The organism is Lacrimispora sphenoides JCM 1415, from assembly GCF_900105615.1.
In the GTDB taxonomy this organism is placed as follows: Bacteria; Bacillota; Clostridia; order Lachnospirales; family Lachnospiraceae; genus Lacrimispora; species Lacrimispora sphenoides.
On sequence record NZ_LT630003.1, the window covers coordinates 3588472 to 3606510 of the forward strand.

16 protein-coding genes are annotated in these 18039 nt (G+C 46.9%); 12 read left to right on the forward strand and 4 right to left on the reverse strand.

Annotated elements, in window-relative coordinates; all coding sequences use genetic code 11:
* Positions 1–12: 12 nt before the first annotated feature.
* Positions 13–954 (reverse strand): magnesium transporter CorA family protein, encoded by a 942-nt coding sequence (locus BMX69_RS16270; RefSeq protein ID WP_100042929.1) that lies wholly within the window; start codon positions 952–954, stop codon positions 13–15.
* Positions 955–1207: 253 nt separating this feature from the next.
* On the opposite strand from BMX69_RS16270, the gene BMX69_RS16275 reads away from it, so the two are divergent.
* The 11 genes from BMX69_RS16275 (at position 1208) to BMX69_RS16325 (ending at position 13421) form a co-directional block, all read left to right on the forward strand.
* Positions 1208–5470 (forward strand): 2-hydroxyacyl-CoA dehydratase, encoded by a 4263-nt coding sequence (locus BMX69_RS16275; RefSeq protein WP_100042930.1) that lies wholly within the window; start codon positions 1208–1210, stop codon positions 5468–5470.
* 544 nt (positions 5471–6014) lie between these two features.
* Positions 6015–7637 (forward strand): BglG family transcription antiterminator, encoded by a 1623-nt coding sequence (locus BMX69_RS16280; RefSeq protein ID WP_160117922.1) that lies wholly within the window; start codon positions 6015–6017, stop codon positions 7635–7637.
* Positions 7634–8743 carry an amidohydrolase/deacetylase family metallohydrolase gene (locus BMX69_RS16285; RefSeq protein ID WP_100042932.1) on the forward strand — a complete coding sequence of 370 codons (1110 nt, stop codon included), beginning with the start codon at positions 7634–7636 and terminating at the stop codon, positions 8741–8743. The genes BMX69_RS16280 and BMX69_RS16285 overlap by 4 nt, the downstream gene beginning before the upstream one ends.
* Positions 8733–9077 carry a hypothetical protein gene (locus tag BMX69_RS16290; RefSeq protein WP_100042933.1) on the forward strand — a complete coding sequence of 115 codons (345 nt, stop codon included), beginning with the start codon at positions 8733–8735 and terminating at the stop codon, positions 9075–9077. The genes BMX69_RS16285 and BMX69_RS16290 overlap by 11 nt, the downstream gene beginning before the upstream one ends.
* A gap of 22 nt (positions 9078–9099) precedes the next feature.
* Positions 9100–9459 carry a glycine-rich SFCGS family protein gene (locus tag BMX69_RS16295; protein WP_100042934.1) on the forward strand — a complete coding sequence of 120 codons (360 nt, stop codon included), beginning with the start codon at positions 9100–9102 and terminating at the stop codon, positions 9457–9459.
* Positions 9460–9465: 6 nt separating this feature from the next.
* On the forward strand, positions 9466–9783 hold the full coding sequence (locus tag BMX69_RS16300; protein WP_100042935.1) for a DUF4312 family protein: 318 nt from the start codon (positions 9466–9468) through the stop codon (positions 9781–9783).
* A 24-nt stretch (positions 9784–9807) separates the two neighbouring features.
* A complete protein-coding gene (locus BMX69_RS16305; protein WP_054790046.1) occupies positions 9808–10587 on the forward strand; it encodes a DUF4311 domain-containing protein in 780 nt (259 codons plus the stop codon).
* 15 nt (positions 10588–10602) lie between these two features.
* Positions 10603–11289, forward strand: coding sequence for a DUF4310 family protein (locus tag BMX69_RS16310; RefSeq protein ID WP_100042936.1), 687 nt, complete (start codon positions 10603–10605; stop codon positions 11287–11289).
* Between the two features lie 20 nt (positions 11290–11309).
* The gene (locus tag BMX69_RS16315) at positions 11310–12410 is read left to right on the forward strand and encodes a DgaE family pyridoxal phosphate-dependent ammonia lyase (RefSeq protein ID WP_100042937.1); all 1101 of its coding nucleotides are present in this window, start codon (positions 11310–11312) and stop codon (positions 12408–12410) included.
* 3 nt (positions 12411–12413) lie between these two features.
* The gene (locus tag BMX69_RS16320) at positions 12414–13127 is read left to right on the forward strand and encodes a KDGP aldolase (protein WP_100042938.1); all 714 of its coding nucleotides are present in this window, start codon (positions 12414–12416) and stop codon (positions 13125–13127) included.
* Positions 13128–13163: 36 nt separating this feature from the next.
* Entirely contained in the window at positions 13164–13421 is a 258-nt protein-coding gene (locus tag BMX69_RS16325) for an HPr family phosphocarrier protein (RefSeq protein WP_100042939.1), read from the forward strand.
* 151 nt (positions 13422–13572) lie between these two features.
* Here BMX69_RS16325 and BMX69_RS16330 read toward each other — a convergent pair whose 3' ends face one another.
* Both BMX69_RS16330 and BMX69_RS16335 read right to left on the reverse strand, forming a co-directional pair.
* The gene (locus BMX69_RS16330; protein WP_100042940.1) at positions 13573–14424 is read right to left on the reverse strand and encodes a DUF6179 domain-containing protein; all 852 of its coding nucleotides are present in this window, start codon (positions 14422–14424) and stop codon (positions 13573–13575) included.
* Positions 14414–14872, reverse strand: a complete 459-nt coding sequence (locus tag BMX69_RS16335; RefSeq protein ID WP_054790041.1) for a DUF6323 family protein — start codon at positions 14870–14872, stop codon at positions 14414–14416. The genes BMX69_RS16330 and BMX69_RS16335 overlap by 11 nt, the downstream gene beginning before the upstream one ends.
* 350 nt (positions 14873–15222) lie before the next feature.
* Here BMX69_RS16335 and BMX69_RS16340 point away from each other — a divergent pair, with 350 nt between their 5' ends.
* Complete coding sequence (locus BMX69_RS16340) at positions 15223–16641, forward strand: N-acetylmuramoyl-L-alanine amidase family protein (RefSeq protein WP_025229927.1); 1419 nt, start codon at positions 15223–15225, stop codon at positions 16639–16641.
* 63 nt (positions 16642–16704) lie between these two features.
* On the opposite strand, the gene BMX69_RS16345 is transcribed toward BMX69_RS16340, so the two are convergent.
* Positions 16705–18036: an efflux RND transporter periplasmic adaptor subunit gene (locus BMX69_RS16345; protein WP_054790040.1), complete on the reverse strand. Its 1332-nt coding sequence runs from the start codon at positions 18034–18036 to the stop codon at positions 16705–16707.
* Positions 18037–18039 lie beyond the last annotated feature (3 nt).

Genomic DNA, 18039 nt, shown 5'->3' on the forward strand with positions numbered 1-18039 from the left:
TCTCTGCTAAAGCTAAAACAGATCCTTTTTAGAAAAAATCCACGCTACAATCAGCGTCAGGGCCAGCGTCAGACCTAAAACGATGATAAAGCCATGAGGATTATCCGCAAAAGGCATGCCAAGGGAATTAACATTCATCCCGTAAAAGCTTGCCACCATAGTTGGTATGGACATAACAATGGTGATGGTTGCCAGAAACTTCATTACAATATTTAGGTTATTGGATATAACGGAAGCAAATGCATCCATGGTCCCGCTTAAAATCCCGCTGTAGATGTTTGCCATCTCGATCGCCTGCTTGTTCTCTACAATGACATCCTCCAAAAGCTCCGTATCCTCAGGGTACTTCTTGATTTTTTCATTTCTCATCAGTTTTTCAAGCACCATCTCATTGGAGCGTAATGATGTGGTAAAGTAAACAAGGCTCTTTTCCAGCTCCAGAAGCTCGATAAGTTCCCGGTTCTTAGTGGATTTATGAAGCTTCTCTTCCACCTCCCCGCTCTTTTTGTCAATAATCCTTAAATATTGCAGATACAAAGATGCATTCTTATAAAGAATCTGCAGGATAAACCGGGTTTTCATATAAGTGTGGAAATCCCTTACCCTGCCGTCCATAAATGCATTAAGAACTGTGGTGTCTTCCAGACAGACTGTAATGATAGCATCATCAGTCGTTATGATACCCATTGGTATGGTAACATACCAGTCCTTGCCGCCGCGTTCCTCTATGGTGGGAACGTCTACCAGGATAAGCGTGTAATGATCCTCCGTCTGGATACGGGAACGTTCTTCCTCATCAAGAGGAGCCCTTAAGTCATCGGGATCGATTTTACAGGTGTTGGCGATTTCCAGGATCTCTGTGGCAGTAGGATTTGTAAGGGCGATCCAGGAACCGGGAGAAAGCTCATCCTTTTGCTGAATCAGGCCGTCTTCTGTTTTATAAATCTGAATCATAGCTTTTCTCTCTTTCACTGAAAAATCTAAATAAAAACGTTGGCAGACTTTGACTTATACATTATAATTTCCCAGGCCATTTTTGTCAAATGAAAAGGAACCCCTTTTCGTTAACTTAAACAAATTTTACTAGAATTAACATTTTTTTAGCATGTTATGGCAATTGTATTATTTCTTATTTTATGTTAAACTGATGTTCGGTGAGTCAGCAACTTACTTTTACACAAAAGGAGGCAGGGGATACCCCGCACATATGATTACATATCACACATTAGGAATCGATATCGGTTCAACAACGGTTAAAATAGCTGTATTAAACGAAGACCATGAGATCTTGTTCGCTGATTATGAGCGGCATTTTGCAAACATACAGGAAACACTGGCAGGCCTTTTAAAGAAGGCCTTTGATAAGTTGGGCCCTATGGAAATACGCCCTGCCATCACAGGCTCTGGTGGATTAACTCTGTCCAAGCATTTAAAGGTTCCCTTTGTCCAGGAGGTTGTATCGGTCGCAACCTCTCTTAAGGATTATGCCCCACAGACCGACGTGGCAATCGAACTCGGCGGAGAAGATGCAAAAATTATTTACTTCACCGGCGGCATTGACCAGCGTATGAATGGGATCTGTGCCGGTGGCACCGGGTCCTTTATCGATCAGATGGCAGCGCTTTTACAGACCGATGCCTCCGGTTTAAATGAATATGCGGCCAATTATAAGGCCATTTACCCCATTGCCGCGCGCTGCGGCGTATTTGCTAAAACGGACATCCAGCCGCTTATCAATGAAGGGGCTACCAGAGAAGATCTTGCCGCTTCCATTTTTCAGGCAGTAGTGAATCAGACCATCAGCGGTCTGGCTTGCGGAAAGCCCATCAGGGGCCATGTAGCCTTCTTAGGCGGCCCGCTCCATTTCCTTCCGGAGCTTCAGAAGGCATTTGTCCGCACCCTCCATTTATCCGGAGATGAGATCATCGCTCCGGAGCATTCCCACTTATTTGCTGCCATCGGTGCGGCCATGAATGCAGAGGAAACACAAGAAGGGAACATCTCCCTGGAAGAACTGATTGAACGCTTATCTTCCGGCATCCGGATGGAATTTGAAGTAAAGCGCATGGAACCACTGTTTGCGGATCAGGCTGATTTCGACGCGTTCATAGACCGTCACAACAGCCACTGCGTTAAAACGGGTGATCTATCCACCTACCATGGAAAATGCTTTTTAGGGATCGATGCAGGTTCCACCACCACTAAGGTGGCTCTAGTAGGCGAAGACGGCACCCTGTTATATAAATTTTACAGCAGCAACAACGGAAGCCCGCTTGCAACAGCGATCCGGGCTATGAGTGAAATCAAAGAACAATTGCCAAAGGACAGCCAGATCGTATGGTCCTGTTCGACTGGATACGGAGAAGCCCTCTTAAAATCAGCGTTCCTGCTTGATGAAGGAGAAGTGGAGACCATCTCCCACTACTATGCGGCAGCCTTCTTTGAACCAAAGGTTGACTGCATCCTGGATATCGGCGGTCAGGACATGAAATGCATCCGCATTAAAAACGGCACTGTGGACAGTGTCCAGCTGAACGAGGCATGCTCCTCGGGCTGCGGCTCTTTTATCGAAACCTTTGCCAACTCTCTAAACTACCAGGTAGAGAATTTTGCACAGGAAGCCATATTTGCCAAGAACCCCACCGACTTAGGGACCAGATGCACGGTATTCATGAATTCCAACGTAAAGCAGGCCCAAAAGGAAGGGGCCGAGGTATCCGATATTTCTGCAGGGCTTGCTTATTCAGTCATTAAAAATGCTCTGTTTAAAGTAATAAAAATTACAAATGCTTCTGATTTAGGCCAGCATGTGGTGGTCCAGGGCGGTACTTTCTATAACAATGCCGTTTTAAGAAGCTTTGAAAAGATAGCAGGCTGTGAAGCCATCAGGCCTGATATTGCAGGCATCATGGGAGCCTTTGGCGCCGCTCTTATCGCAAGAGAACGCTACGAGGAATCCAAAACAACCACCATGCTGAGCCTGGATAAGATTCTGGGACTACATTACGAAACCTCCATGGCCCGGTGCAAGGGCTGTACCAACAACTGTGTCCTTACCGTTAACCGTTTTGACGGAGGCCGCCAGTTTATCACAGGAAACCGCTGTGAACGAGGCCTTGGTAAAGAAAAAGCAAAAAGGGAAATACCAAACCTCTTTGATTATAAAAACCGCCGTATGTTTGATTACGAGCCCCTTAGTCCGGATCTTGCAGAGCGGGGCACCATCGGCATTCCCAGGGTCTTAAACATGTATGAAAACTACCCCTTCTGGGCTGTTTTCTTTAAGGAACTGAAATTCCGGACCGTGCTCTCCCCTCAGTCCACCAGAAAGATCTATGAGCTTGGCATTGAATCCATACCAAGCGAATCGGAATGCTATCCGGCAAAGATCGCCCACGGACACATTGAATGGCTGATCAAGCAGGGAATTAAAACCATATTTTATCCCTGCATTCCCTATGAACGGAATGAAACCCCTGATGCAGGAAACCATTTTAACTGCCCTATCGTCACCTCCTACGCAGAGAACATCAAGAACAACGTGGAAGGTATTAAATCAGAAAATATCCGCTTTTTGAATCCGTTCATGGCTTTTACCAACGAAGAAATACTTACCGGACGCTTAACAGAGGTATTTGCAAAGGAATTCCAGATTCCGGCATCTGAAGTTGCAGCCGCCGCCGGGAAGGGCTGGGCCGAGCTTATGGCTTCCAGGTCCGATATGGAGAAAAAGGGGGAGGAAACTTTAAAGTGGCTGGAGGACAACGACCGGCATGGAATTGTGCTGGCAGGCCGCCCCTATCACGTGGATCCGGAAATCAACCATGGCATCCCGGAACTTATCACTTCCTATGGATTTGCAGTGCTTACGGAGGATTCCATTTCCCATCTGGCTGAAATTGAACGCCCTCTGGTGGTTACTGACCAGTGGATGTACCACACCAGGCTTTACCAGGCCGCCGCTCTTGTAAAAAAAGAGAGCCGCCTGGACTTGATCCAGCTGAATTCCTTTGGCTGCGGTCTGGATGCCGTTACCACAGACCAGGTTAATGACATCTTAACCGGCTCCGGCAAGATCTATACGGTTTTAAAGATCGATGAGGTCAATAACCTGGGAGCTGCCAGGATCCGCATTCGTTCCCTGATTGCGGCACTGCGGGTGCGTGACAAACGCCACTACGAGCAAAAGGTGGTTTCCAGCGCTTATCATAGGATTATGTTTACCAAAGAGATGAAGAAGGATTACACCATCCTGTGTCCTCAGATGTCTCCCCTTCATTTTGATTTAATTGAACCAGCCATCCGTTCCTTTGGCTACCGGGTGGAGGTCCTTCAAAACGACAACCGCTCTGCCATTGATACCGGGTTAAAATACGTAAACAACGATGCCTGCTATCCGTCCCTGATCGTGGTAGGCCAGATCATGGATGCACTTCTCTCCGGTAAATACGATTTAGACCGCACTGCGGTGTTCATGAGCCAGACCGGAGGCGGATGCCGGGCTTCCAATTATATCGGCTTCATCAGGCGCGCCCTGGAGAAAGCAGATATGGGGCATATCCCGGTCATTTCCGTCAATGCAAATAACATGGAGTCAAACCCTGGATTCACCATCACCCTGCCCATGCTGACAAAGGCCATGCAGGCAGTGGTATACGGCGACGTCTTTATGAGAGTGTTATATGCAACACGCCCCTATGAGAAGGTACCAGGCTCAGCCAACTCCCTTCATGACAAATGGAAAGAGGTGTGCATCGAATCCCTGTCCAGGAAATCTCCGGACATGATGACCTTCTCCCGTAACATAAAGGGAATTATCAGGGATTTTGACAATCTTCCAAGAACTGCCGTTCAGAAGCCCAAGGTAGGAATCGTAGGAGAAATCCTTGTTAAGTTTTCACCTCTGGCTAACAATCACATTGTAGAGCTGCTGGAATCAGAAGGTGCGGAAGCTGTTATGCCGGACCTGATGGACTTCCTTTTATACTGCTTCTACAACAATAACTTTAAGGCCCAGAAATTAGGCGGCAAAAAAACCACCGCAGCCTTATCCAATATGGGAATCTCCCTGCTTGAATATTTCCGCAGGACTGCAAAGAAGGAGCTGTTAAAGAGCAAACACTTCACAGCCCCGGCCCACATCGGAAATCTGGCGGATATGGCAAAGGAATTCGTATCCATCGGAAACCAGACCGGCGAAGGTTGGTTTTTGACCGGAGAAATGCTGGAGCTGATCCACAGCGGCACCAATAATATCGTGTGCACCCAGCCCTTTGGCTGCCTCCCCAACCACATCGTTGGAAAGGGTGTCATAAAAGAGCTGCGGAAAGCTTATCCTGATTCCAATATCATTGCCGTGGATTATGATCCCGGCGCAAGTGAGGTAAACCAGTTAAACCGTATTAAGCTGATGCTCTCTACTGCCCAGAAAAATATGCGCAGAGGGGAAAATCCATCAGAGACGATATAAAAAAGATACCGGGAAGAATCGAACGATCTTCCCGGTATTTTTTTTTGTAAAAATCCTGGAAACGGTCTGGCACAGGAAAATAGCAAGGGCAGACTTCCACGATAATACATGGCAACATATACAAAAAGCTTCCGTATAAAATATACATTTTATACTAATTGTCAAATCTCTGCACTAAGTAGAGTGAAGCAAATTGTTCTTTATTTTGCCCGATAATGTTGCTATACTACATGACATAAGCAGTCTATGGTGATATTTACGGTTAATTTATGAAATTATCCAGATTAATCGGTCGTTTTGCACGGTACCCGGAGGAAGGAAACATGATTGGAAAAGGGGGATGCAGGTGTTTACAAGCAGGGAAATTCAAGTTGCATGCAAAATACTGTCCGCCAAGGGCAGCATTCGAATCAAGGATTTGGCTGACGAGTTCCAGGTAAGCTCCCGGACCGTACAATACGATTTAGAAAATATAAAGTTCTTTTTCAAGAAACAAGGCATTGAATACTGTTCAAGCCCCGGCAAAGGCATTTGGGTGAATTGTATGAAACAACAGAGAGAACATGCCCTTGCCGAGCTTTCACAGCAGCAGAAAATAAACATCCATCTTAGCCAGGAAACCCGGGTCAGGCATATTTTGCTGCAGCTTCTGTTCCGCGATGGTTATATTACAGCAGGCGGACTTGCAGAAGAGCTTAATGTAAGCCGCGGCACAATCTTAAGCGACATGGACTATGTGAATGTTTTTCTTGAGGGCAGCGGACTGTTTTTTAAAAGGCAGGTGCGTCTCGGCTATCGCTTAGACGGCTCGGAAATCGCCCTGCGTTCTCTGGCTGAGAAGCTTTTGCGCGACAGTATGTCAGTTTATGATATCTACAAAATGATTGACAGGATAAAGGACGGTATCTCAAAGGAAACGCCGCCCTTACAGTTAAGCGGAGTCTCTGCCGGAGATTATAAAGTGGTTGAGGAAGTGATGATCCGTGCATACCGCGACCATGGTTCGGTGCTTCTGGAGGATAATATCGTAATCATGGCAACCCGCCTGCTGGTCAGCCTGTCCAGAGTCCGCATAAAGAAATACATTGGGGATTCCATGCAGGAGGCGTTAAAGGATGAAAATGGACTTTCTCTTTATTGGTGCGAGGTTTATGAAAAAAACAATCTTCCCACATTGCAGGATGAATTCGATTATGTACAGGGACGATACCAGAAGACACAAATGCAGGTAGATGTTGCGGGGTTAAGCGTAGACCTGATACAGAAGGTCAGCATCATGGAGAACTTTCCGTATTATGAAGACAATACGCTGTATTCAAGACTTTTAAACCATCTGCGCCATGACCTTTCCCACATGTTTTCAACCGAAAAAAATGATACCGACCGAAACCCCTTCCATGACCTGATTATCAAAAACCACTACCATCTCTATAAGAGCATAAGGACCGTATGCAGGCATCACATTGATGATGCGTATCTGTTTCCCAATGAATCTTTTATATCCTATCTTGCGCTGCATTTTCTGGTGGCACAAAAGAATTTGGGTGTCGGGCGGAAAATGAGGGTCGTATTCGTATGTGCTACAGGACGGGGAGCGGCAAAGCTTATAGAGAGAATGCTGGAAGCCGAGATCCGGCGCCTGGAAGTCGTAAAGCACTGCTCTCTTTCAGAGGTAACCGAAGTGGTGGAGCACTCGAAGCCTGACTTTATCATAAGCATATTTCCCATTGAAGCAACGGTGCCTGTGGTAGTTGTGGAACCCCTTCCCACAAAGGCGGATATTGAGTCCATCCGTAAGCTTATTGGCGACCGGACGGAAGATAACGAGATTCTCAACAGCAGCCAGCCCGTTACCCTGAGCATGGACAGCAACAAGCAGGAGGAGGTTTCCCAGGAAGTCATTCTGGCAGGCTTAAAAATATATGCTGTACTTCAGGAACATCCCGTTTACGCAGTAAAGCAAGGTCTGGAACTCGCTTTTCTTGCACATGTCATGCTGCTTGCCAACCGCTATGTATTCGACAAGCAGTTTACCGCCAAATCCAAAGAGGAACGGCCTTTGGACTGCCTCATAAAAAACAGGCTGTCTGAAGTTGGCATTTTCTTAACCCTTGATGAAATTCAGGCGCTTACTTATTACTTTAAGGAACAAGGAGAGATCATATGACAAACACCATGATTATCAAACATGCAGAGGTAATCGATCCTTCAGCTGGCAAAATCCAAAAGAGGGATTTATGCATCTTAGACGGACGCTTTGCCGGGATGCCGGACAGGATCGGGGATATTCCGGTATTTGATGCCACCGGCTGCTATGCTGCGCCAGGTTTTGTAGACAGCCACGTCCATGTTTTTGAAAACCATGCCCCTATTTCCATTCCAGCAGATCAAATCGGCATACGTCAAGGCGTGCACACGGTCGTTGACGCAGGAAGCACCGGCGTAAGGGATTTCGACTTTTTTGAAAAGGAAATCATAAACAGAAACAGCACTGATATCCGATTCTTTTTAAACATCGCCCGCAGCGGTCTTTGCGGCGGACTAAGCGAGCTTGCTGACATGGATGATTTAATGACACCGGAGGAGCTTTCGGGCTTTCAGAAACAGCATGGAAGTCACATTGTAGGGATTAAGGTCCGGATGAGCGGTTCCGTGGTAAAGGAAAATGGAATCCAGCCCCTCGTCTATGCCCGTGAGCTTTCCGACAAATCGGGACTTCCGCTTATGGTACATATAGGTAACCAGCCGCCAAAACTTCATGAAGTTCTTGATTTGCTCCGCCAGGGGGACATCGTAACCCACTGCTTCCATGGTAAGGCAGGCGGCATACCGGATTACCCCAGAGAATTTGTTTCAGCCGCAAGCAGGGGAGTAAGGTTTGACGTAGGACACGGCTCGGCAAGCTTCTCTTCCGATACGGTTCCACGGGCCATGGGCATCTACCCGGTTGATTTTTCAATATCAACAGATTTATACAGCAGAAATTTTAAAAGCCCGGTCGGCAGCCTTATGGACACAATGACAAAATTCCTGCCCTATGGCTTTACCGTAGAGGATCTGGTACGCCGGGTAACAGATTTGCCCCGCAAATTCTTAGGGCTCTCTCCCGCCGCCATCAAGTTGGGAGAACCTGCAGACCTGACAATTTTCAGAATAAATCAGGGGATTAAGGAACTCGTGGACTCCGAAGGCAAGGCAATAAGCGTAACCCGGTATTTTGAACCGGTTGCCGCAATTATGAAGGGAAAGAAGGTGTGGAGCAATGAGTTCTGAATTTAAAATGGGTGATGACATCCGTCAAATCATACAGGCTTGCAAAAAACCTGAAAAAGCTCAGGCGGTCATTGAATGGCTGACAGAAAGATGCCGGACAGACGGTATTCCATTTGAAGATTACAGGTGGAAGTCACTGGTAAACCATGTATGTGCAATGATTGACCGCAGCTTAACGGGCGAGATTCTCGACATCGACCCTGAGCTGTTTCGGGATGTATCTGCCGATTCCATCATGCTGTCTAAGAATATTGTGGATGTTGTCGGTGGAATTGCGGACGAGGAAAAATACCTGCTGTCCATCCATTTTGAAGGTATCAAAGAAAGCATATAGCATAAAAAGGAGGTAAAGGATTATGGAACAAATTGTAGTAGTTATCGGAGACCGCTTGGGCAAGGGACAGAACGTGGCAAAGGGTGTTGAATCGGCGGGTGGCCGCGCAGTGGTTATTCCCGGTGTGGGCGCTGACATGAGGCTTGGCGATGTAATGAAAAAGGAAAACGCGGATATCGGCATATCCTTCTGCGGAAGCGGAGGCGCCGGAGCGATCACAGCCCAATCCAAATACGGATATCCGGCGGAGCACGGAATGCGTTCGGTTGACGAGGGCATAACGGCCCTTCGGAACGGAAAACGTGTTTTAGGCTTTGGATTCATGGACATCGAGGAACTGGGACGCAGGCTGACAGAAGAAATGGCAAAAATAAAGGGGTAGATCATTGTGACAAAACCAATAACCGAAGAAATGGAAATGACTCTGCAGATCGAAGGCAGAGGCCAGACAAAGGAGCAAGCCTTAAACGCAGCGTTTTCTAATTTAAAAAATGAGGTTGGCGGCACTCCGCTGCGCATAGAACCGCTTGATGCAGAGGTTTTAGAGGCCGACGAAATACAGTATACAGAGCGTTTTCTGTTCCTGTTTTTTAGAAGAACCCGCTTTGAATACTTTCTGCGGCTGCGTGTACGGGTACGGGTGGTATGTATAAAAATGGAAAGCATACCCTTTAAGCGAAAAACAAACAAATCAATTTTCCGGTAAGATCTTTAAAGTAGGAGGAATGTTATGTTAATGATAATACTTTTCAAATCACTTATCATCGGTGGTTTGGCTGGAATCGGTATAGGTGCCGGTGCCGCGCGTATGTTCCATGCACCGTCCGTGCAGGGTATGGGAGCGTTCCGTACTCTGGGAGAACTAAATGCCTGCGAAGGCGACCCTATCTCCCACTTTTCGTTTGGTTTGGGATTTTTCTTCAATTCATGGGCATCCGTCGTGGGCGCAGGTGCTCTTACCCAGGACATTGATCACCGCATTATACCGAACTGGGCAGCTGCAGCCCTGATGATTAAAAACAAAAATGTGGAGGAAACCCTTCACGATCCTCGTAAGATGGCACTGGCAGGCGGAGTCATAGGCGCGGTGATCGTTGCATTTTTAAATACCACAGCCGTTGCAGTACCGGCCTCAGTTCAGACCATAGCGGTTGCGGTTTTAGTACCTGCTGCCAACCTGCTTATAAACCCTGTCATGCCGGTAATTTTCTGGCTGGCAGCTTTGGATGCGGGCAGGCGTTCTGGTATCTGGGGTACTGTCCTTGGCGGACTTGCACAGGTCATCATGGGCAACGCAGTTCCGGGTGTAGTACTAGGTATTCTTATAGGCAAGGGAGTGGATGACAGCGGATGGAACAAGGTGACAAAGGCTTTGCTTGCAGCAGTCTTTATTCTGTTTGCACTTAGCGCATTCTTCCGCGGCGTGGATTTGAAGCTCATTACGCAGATGAATCTTGAAGTCCCCGGCTGGCTGACAAACTTACACGGCGTATTTGGAATGACGAAATAGGGAGGGAGTATTTAAATGTCTGAAACAAACAAGAACGCAGATTGTAAAAAAGGACTTTTTGGCTTTGAAAACTTCTGGTATGCTGACTGGTCATTTCCGATCTTTGTAGGTCTTCTTGCAGCAGCTATCTTTGCCGGAACACATATGTACGTGACCTATGGCGTAGGCGCATTTAACGATGTATCAGTTGTTGCTATGCTGAAAGCAGGACTGGAGGACAGCACTGCCCTGGGCGCGGCTGCGGCTTTTGGAGCAAGCTTTTTATTCGCACGGGTGCTGGAAGGTTCGCTGGTTGGCATCCTTGATATCGGCGGAGCCTTACAGACCGGTATTGGTATCGGTGTTCCGGCCATTATGCTGGCATCGGGCATAACTGCTCCGTTAAACAGCTTCCCGCTCTCACTGATCATCGGCGGGATTTTGGGTGTTATTGTAGGCACAGTAGTCGTACTTATTAAAAAGCTTACGGTTGGCCGGGCGAATTCTACCTTTGGCGCAGATGTAATGATGGGCGCCGGTAATGCATCGGGACGTTTCCTTGGACCTTTGCTTGTTATCTCTGCATGCAGTGCATCAGTCCCCATCGGCATCGGTTCCATCATAGGCGCCGGAGTTCTTTACGCCCTTAAAAAACCTATCGCCGGCGGCGCGATTATCGGTGCCATGATTATGGGTATCTTCTTCCCGCTGCCACCGGCTTAAAGAAGAAAAGGAGCGATGATATGAACATATACGTAAAGTCCGGGCTTCGGGAGGTCATAAATGCCAACGGTAAGATGACCATACTCGGCGCCAGTGCAGTGAGCGAGTCCGTTGTAAAGAGCGTGGGGAGCGCGCTCCGTAATTTTGTTGTAATTGAAGAACTAATGGACCACGCCGGTAGAGTTATCGCTCAGAAAACCGGGGCTGAGGACGGCTGTCCCACCTGCGGGGCAGCCAGCGGCCTGGTAATTGCCACAGCAGCCTGCATTGCAGGCTGCAATCTGGGGCTTATCGGGCGTATTCCTGACACCGGGGGCCTTAAAAATGAGATTATACTCCAAAAGGGCCAGTCCATTAACTTTGGAGGCAGCATAACACAGATGCTGCGTCTGGGCGGTGGCATTCCGGTGGAAGCCGGCTGTTCAAATAAGGTGGAACGTGACAACATAGAATCAGCGATCAATGAAAAAACCGCAGCTTTACTCTATGTAAAAAGCCACCATGCGGTGCAAAAGGGCATGCAGAGCATCGAATCTATGCTGGAGCTTGCAAGAAAATATCACCTGCCGTTTATCATCGATGCTGCTGCGGAAGAAGATCTTTGCAAATATGTTTCCATGGGCGCAGATTTGGTATTATACAGCGGAGGAAAGGCTTTGTCCGGACCGACGTCCGGTCTGATTGCCGGCAAATCCTCTTATATTGCGGCATGTAAAATGCAGTACAAAGGTGTTGGCCGTGCAATGAAGGTTTCAAAAGAAGCCATGATGGGCCTCGTTACAGCACTTGAAATGTATGACCCTGCCCAGAGTAATCCGGAGGGCCAGAAAAAGCGCATGCAGCTTATGTGCGATGAGCTTGCACAGGTAAAAGGACTTAAGTGCCGGGTAGCGCAGGATGAAGCTGGACGGGAAATTTACCGCGCTGAAATCCATGTAGGTCCCGAAACAGGCATGAATGCCGCAAAGCTCAATGAACTGTTAAAACAAGGAGACCCTGCGATTTATGTGCGCGATTACTATGTAAATCAAGGCATTCTGTCCATTGATCCCCGTCCGCTGTTTGACGGACAGGAGGAAATTATTATTGACCGCATAAAGAGCTGTCTTTTGGAGGGGTAACGTATGTCAATAAATATTTATTTTAATGTTTTAGCTAAGGATTTGGAGAACGCCGTTGAAATCAGCCGTTTTGCTCCAGAACGCACGTTGGTTGGAGTGATGGTTAAAAACTTTGCCACTGACGACGAAGCCGTTGCCAGAGTAGAAGAATTTAAGGCAAACGGCGTGCGTGCTTCGGTTGGCCTAGGCGGGGGGGATCCCGCTATGTGGAAGCGTGTGGCAGATGTTTCGGTCCGCACATGTCCGTTCCATATCAATCAGGTCTACCCTGCCGCAGGCTACACAATGGGACGCCTGCAGGAGATTCATAAAAGTGAGTTCATTGTAAACTCATTGATTGAACCTGCCGGTGAGCCTGGAATCGTTTACATGGCTACCGGAGCTATAAGCTCCCGGAAAAAAGAGCCTGTAAGCGCTGAGCTTGCCGCTAAGCTTATGGCTGATATCGGCTTGCCATCGGTTAAATTCTATCCCATCGGCGGTTTAAAACGTCTTGATGAGCTGAAAGCCATGGTACGTGCCGCGGTAAACGAGGGCATAACCATATTCGAGCCAACGGGCGGAATCGATATGGAAAATGTGCACGAAATTGTACGTGCCTGCATCGATGGCGGCGCTACGACCATTATTCCCCACCTTTATACATCACTGGTTGATCCGGAAACCGGAAGAACAAATCCCGATTGTCTGGAACGGCTGGCGAAAATGAGCTGGTGAGCAGTACCGCGAAAAAAACGAGGAGGTCTAGTCAATATGAAAACCATCGCCTATACGATCAAGGATGAATTAGGCATACATGCCCGGCCGGCAGGGTTACTTACAAAGCTGGCTAAGAATTTTAAAAGCAAAGCCATGATAGGAAAACCCGAAAAAATGGTAGAAGCTTCAAACATTATCGGCATTATGAGCCTGGGTATCAGGCAGGGGGAAGAAATCACCGTCACATTTGAGGGGGAGGACGAGGCGGAAGCTGCAGCCACCATGGAAAAGTTTTTGTCGGATAATCTTTAAAATAGAGGTGTGAAGGATTACCTCCCATGAATCAATGATTAAAATGATAAGGACAGGCTGGTAAAAAAAATACAAGCCTGCCCTTTTGCCGATAAAATGCGTGAATGTACTTCTAAGGTATCCGGAAATTCAAAAGTCTTCCCCCTGCTTTTCAGTTTATGGCGAGAATGGAATCCACACACTGGTTCTTCACAGCATTTTTCAGTTCAAAGCAATAATCATGCAGATCGGCCTTTAGGTAATCACCCAATTCCTCCAGTCCATCATACCCGGACTGAACCAGTTCATCGACCAGTCCTTTCATCTCCTGCTCCAAAGAATCCGCATTGTTTTGATTTACATAATCTATCAACCGTTCCATTTCCCCTGGGATATATCCCTTTATATTGACCCTCTTACCAGCCATCCGGCAGCCCAGAATATTCCGTAGTACAATGGCTGCAAGGTTGATGATCAGATCCCCATGGTCCGGGGAATAGGCTCTCAGTACATGTAGAACGTATTCATCCGGTAATTTTCCAAGGAAAACCTGTTCCAGGCTGACACATTTCACAAAAGCGCTTATGGCATCAATTCCCTGCAAAGGATACACCGGATACAAAACCGGATAATCCAGCGTGAGAAGATGATTCTGAGGCTGGAAACGGGGATCATAATACAAAAAGAAAGAGGGGATTCCTTTGACAAACGTATCGTAATAACACCGGTTTTCATAATACTTAAAATCCGGTATTACTTTGTTATACAGAATCTGGGTTTCCTTCACGTTCCTTAGCACCGTCTCATATCCCAGGCTATAGACCCTTTTTGCCACCGGCTTCCCATCCATAGAAAGAAGCTCCTGCCCTTTTTTTGCATCTTCTTCGTACTCATGGATACAGTACAGAACCGCTTCCATGAGCTGCCTCGCTTTTTCATAGGTAATGGAGGTACTTTCCTTTCCCGTATACTTATCTGCCAATTCTGCTACGATTGGCATTAACTCTTCTGTCTCAAAACTCATCGTCTTCTTCCTCATACAGATCTGATCCAGAGCGGATGCGTCTGGCAAAAGCCTCCAATCCGGTATCCTCCAGATGATCAAGAGAACCCTGGCACGGTCCGTCAAATTGGTTCTTCATGAATTCAATCAGTTCATCATCATTAATTTCATCCAATGATTCATTTTTATAAAGGTAGAACATATCCTGAAGTCTTCCCAGGGAATCCACGTAATTATCCTGATAAATATACGGGGAATCACAAAATGCAAAAATCAGTTTCGGAAGGATACCCTCCCCGAACTCCACCCGTTCCTGTTCCTTTAATGCATCTTTCCTCTCCCCGATCAGCAGAAAAGCCTCCTCATCCGTTAAAACCAGGCCAAACTTTTTTGTATAATCATTGGCCGCTTTTACCCTGGCAATCTGAAAACCGTCGTTTGCAGTCTGTAGCCACTTCCCATCATCCATAATAAACCTCCAATCTTCTGATAAATACAAAGTCTACTCCAGACAGAACAGAATTACAAGACTTGAAAAAAAGTCAATTTTGTGGTATGATTATTGCATGAGAGATAGGAATTCCTGTCTCTCCTTTTTTTATTTTTCTACTCTTTTTGGCTCTCTATTTCCAGCCACAGGAATAGCTTCCAGAATATGGTGAGATTACGGTTTTCTTAAATTCTCCGGCTTTTCTTACGCATTCTTACGCCTTTTTTACATCACTTGACCTTAGACCTACTCCATGGTTTAAAGTCATTCCATCAGCAAGACCTGCTGACAAAGTTAACAAAAAGGGTTCTTATGAAAGGAGAACAAACATGAGAAAACAGAAACTTAGATGGCTTATTCCCTGCGCTGCAGCGATTTTTACCATAGGTGCATCCATGACCTCCTTCGCCGCACAGGGTTGGGCACAGGAAAATGACACCTGGGTATACTACGACTCCAACGGAGACTTATCTACCGAGTCCTGGCGCAAATCCGGAGACAACTGGTTCTATCTTAACGAAGACGGCGAGATGACAACCAGCAGCTTAATCGAATCCGATGACAATTACTATTATGTAAATTCATCAGGAGCAATGGTTACAAATGAATGGCGTGAAGTTACCGCCGACCAGGATGAAGAAGATGCTCCTGATACTTATTGGTACTACTTTGGAAGCAACGGAAAAGCTTTTAAAGCTCCTACTTCCGGCAAGACTTCCTTTAAATCCATAAAGGTTGCTAACGGAGAGTCCCATAACTATTCCTTTGATTCAGAAGGCAGAATGCTGTTTGGCTGGGTCAATGATGACTCCACACGCCAGACCGGAGACGATGCTTGGAAGGACGGAACCTATTACTTAGGCGATTCCTCTGACGGTGCTCAGGCAAATGGCTGGAAATCCATCGAAGTAGAAGATTCAGAGAATGAAAAAGACAACTTTGACGGAGCTTACTGGTTCTATTTCGGTACCAACGGCAAGAAGGTAAAAGATACCACCAAAACCATCAACGGCCAAAAATACCGCTTCAATGAAAACGGTGCTGCTGAATCCGAGTGGTATGAAATGGCATCCGCTTCAACAGCAAGCAATGCAAACCAATATTACAATCTTCCAGAACAGTGCTGGCTTGCAAAAGGCTGGTTCAAGACTGTTCCAGGACCAGAGCTTGATCAGGAAGCTTATGATGACGATACAGAATACTGGTTCTACGCTTCCACCAGCGGACAGCTGACAACAAGCCAGATCAAGTCCATTAACGGTTTAAGCTATGCATTCAACGAAAAGGGCGAAATGCTTCAGGGTCTTTATAAGCTGACCTTTGAATCAGGTAAGACCATTGCAACCTACGATGAGATCGAAACAGAAAGCGATTTCCCAGCAGCAGATGATGCCGCAGAGGTTTACTACTTCGGAACATCTCCTAAGGAAGGCGCTATGTCAACCGGCAAGACAACCATTGATATTGACGGCGAGAAATACACCTACAACTTCCGCAAGGCTGGAAGCAACAAGGGTGCCGGCTACAATTCCATCACTGATGACAGCATCTACGTACAGGGAAGACTGATCAAAGCTGACAAAGATGAAAAATATAAAGTAGTGGAATACAATGAGAAAGAGTACTTAGTCGGAACAAGCGGAAAGCTTGCAAAGAGCAAGACAAACATTCAGGATGGCGACGGTAAATACTACAAGACCAACAGCGACGGAACCATCAAAGAATCCAGCTACGATAAGATTAAATAATTCCATATAAAAAGGGCGGCAGCATTGGATACTCCATGCTGCCGCCCCTTTATTCTTTAGAATCTATGAACCGGCATATACCTTTGCCCCTTCATAGATTTCTTCTGAATCCACATGATCGATGACTTTCTGCCCCTCAGCCAGGCCTTCCTTTATAACCGCCTGGGATGAGGTTTTGTATTCGACTTCCACCGGAAGCTTTTCTGCTTTTCCGTTTTTGATTACAAACACATAATTTTGGTCATCAAGTTGGAAAACAGCGCTGGAGGGGATCACCAGCTTATGTTCTCCCTGATACAGGGTGAAACGAATGTTGGCCCCATACCCTTCCTTTCCTTCCAATTCTGTGTTCTCATCCATGTCGATCTTCACATGCACCCTGTATTCATCCATTCCCAGGGCAGAGGTCCCTTTGGCCGCATAGTCATAGACCTGGCTTATGGTTCCGCCATACATCTGATCCTGATTCCTAAGCTGAAGGATCACCGTCACCTTATCTCCTGGAGTAAGGTAGGGCGCAATGCTGGTAAGCACGTCAGACTCTGCCTGGATCTTTCCCCGCCCGCTGATGGTCACGGCAGTTTCCCCTGCCTGTATGTAGGACATATCCTTGACCGGAAGAGATGTGATGATTCCATCTCTGTCAGCAGCCACCACACATTTTTTTAACTTGTCATCCAATTGTTCCATCGTCGTTTCCTGGGATTTGATCTGAGCCCTTAGCTGTTCTTCCACGCTATCATAAAATCTTCCATTTATGGTTGTTTCATCAATGCCTCCCGCCTTTAAGCTCTCTAAAAACCGGCGGCTCTCCTCATACCGGCTCTTTGCCTGCTCCCATGCCAGAGAGGCATGTTCATAAGAAGCCCTGTCTTTCTCCCACTCGACTCTGGAGATACTGCCGGCCGAATACAGTGACTGGGAAGCATCAATTAGAGTTTTTGCAGCCTGGTAATCCGCCTCCTTTGCCGACACTTCCGCTCTTATGGAATCTAAATATTCCTGAGGCGATGACGTCATCACCTGACCGATCCGGCTCTGCTCCAGCTTGGCCTGATACCCTGCTAGAGCACTTTCACAAAGTGATTTTTCTTGCAATAAATCCCTGTCATCAACGGTAAACAGGATATCTCCTGCCTTCACACCATCATTTTCCCTGACCTTAACCTCTTTAACCGGTCCTGATGCCTCTGAAACCAGGCGGTACTCCCCTCCTGCCGTAATGGTCCCTTCCTCCGTATAACGGTCTTCTACCGCTTCATAAGAAGCCGCCGCAGTTTGCACCGGGGTCCCCCTAAAACTTTTCACTGCAGTATTCCCTATGATAAGAGCAAGGGCAATCCCTGCAGCCAGAAAGCATAATCTCTTTTTCCTGCCATCCATTCGGATCTTCATAAG

Coding starts and splice junctions, on each gene's coding strand:
- BMX69_RS16330 (WP_100042940.1), bottom strand. CDS start 14,424: ATGAGTTTTGAGACAGAAGAGTTAATGCCAATCGTAGCAGAATTGGCA.
- BMX69_RS16280 (WP_160117922.1), top strand. CDS start 6,015: ATGAAACAACAGAGAGAACATGCCCTTGCCGAGCTTTCACAGCAGCAG.
- BMX69_RS16275 (WP_100042930.1), top strand. CDS start 1,208: ATGATTACATATCACACATTAGGAATCGATATCGGTTCAACAACGGTT.
- BMX69_RS16315 (WP_100042937.1), top strand. CDS start 11,310: ATGAACATATACGTAAAGTCCGGGCTTCGGGAGGTCATAAATGCCAAC.
- BMX69_RS16340 (WP_025229927.1), top strand. CDS start 15,223: ATGAGAAAACAGAAACTTAGATGGCTTATTCCCTGCGCTGCAGCGATT.
- BMX69_RS16325 (WP_100042939.1), top strand. CDS start 13,164: ATGAAAACCATCGCCTATACGATCAAGGATGAATTAGGCATACATGCC.
- BMX69_RS16320 (WP_100042938.1), top strand. CDS start 12,414: ATGTCAATAAATATTTATTTTAATGTTTTAGCTAAGGATTTGGAGAAC.
- BMX69_RS16305 (WP_054790046.1), top strand. CDS start 9,808: ATGTTAATGATAATACTTTTCAAATCACTTATCATCGGTGGTTTGGCT.
- BMX69_RS16285 (WP_100042932.1), top strand. CDS start 7,634: ATGACAAACACCATGATTATCAAACATGCAGAGGTAATCGATCCTTCA.
- BMX69_RS16345 (WP_054790040.1), bottom strand. CDS start 18,036: ATGAAGATCCGAATGGATGGCAGGAAAAAGAGATTATGCTTTCTGGCT.
- BMX69_RS16290 (WP_100042933.1), top strand. CDS start 8,733: ATGAGTTCTGAATTTAAAATGGGTGATGACATCCGTCAAATCATACAG.
- BMX69_RS16270 (WP_100042929.1), bottom strand. CDS start 954: ATGATTCAGATTTATAAAACAGAAGACGGCCTGATTCAGCAAAAGGAT.
- BMX69_RS16295 (WP_100042934.1), top strand. CDS start 9,100: ATGGAACAAATTGTAGTAGTTATCGGAGACCGCTTGGGCAAGGGACAG.
- BMX69_RS16335 (WP_054790041.1), bottom strand. CDS start 14,872: ATGGATGATGGGAAGTGGCTACAGACTGCAAACGACGGTTTTCAGATT.
- BMX69_RS16310 (WP_100042936.1), top strand. CDS start 10,603: ATGTCTGAAACAAACAAGAACGCAGATTGTAAAAAAGGACTTTTTGGC.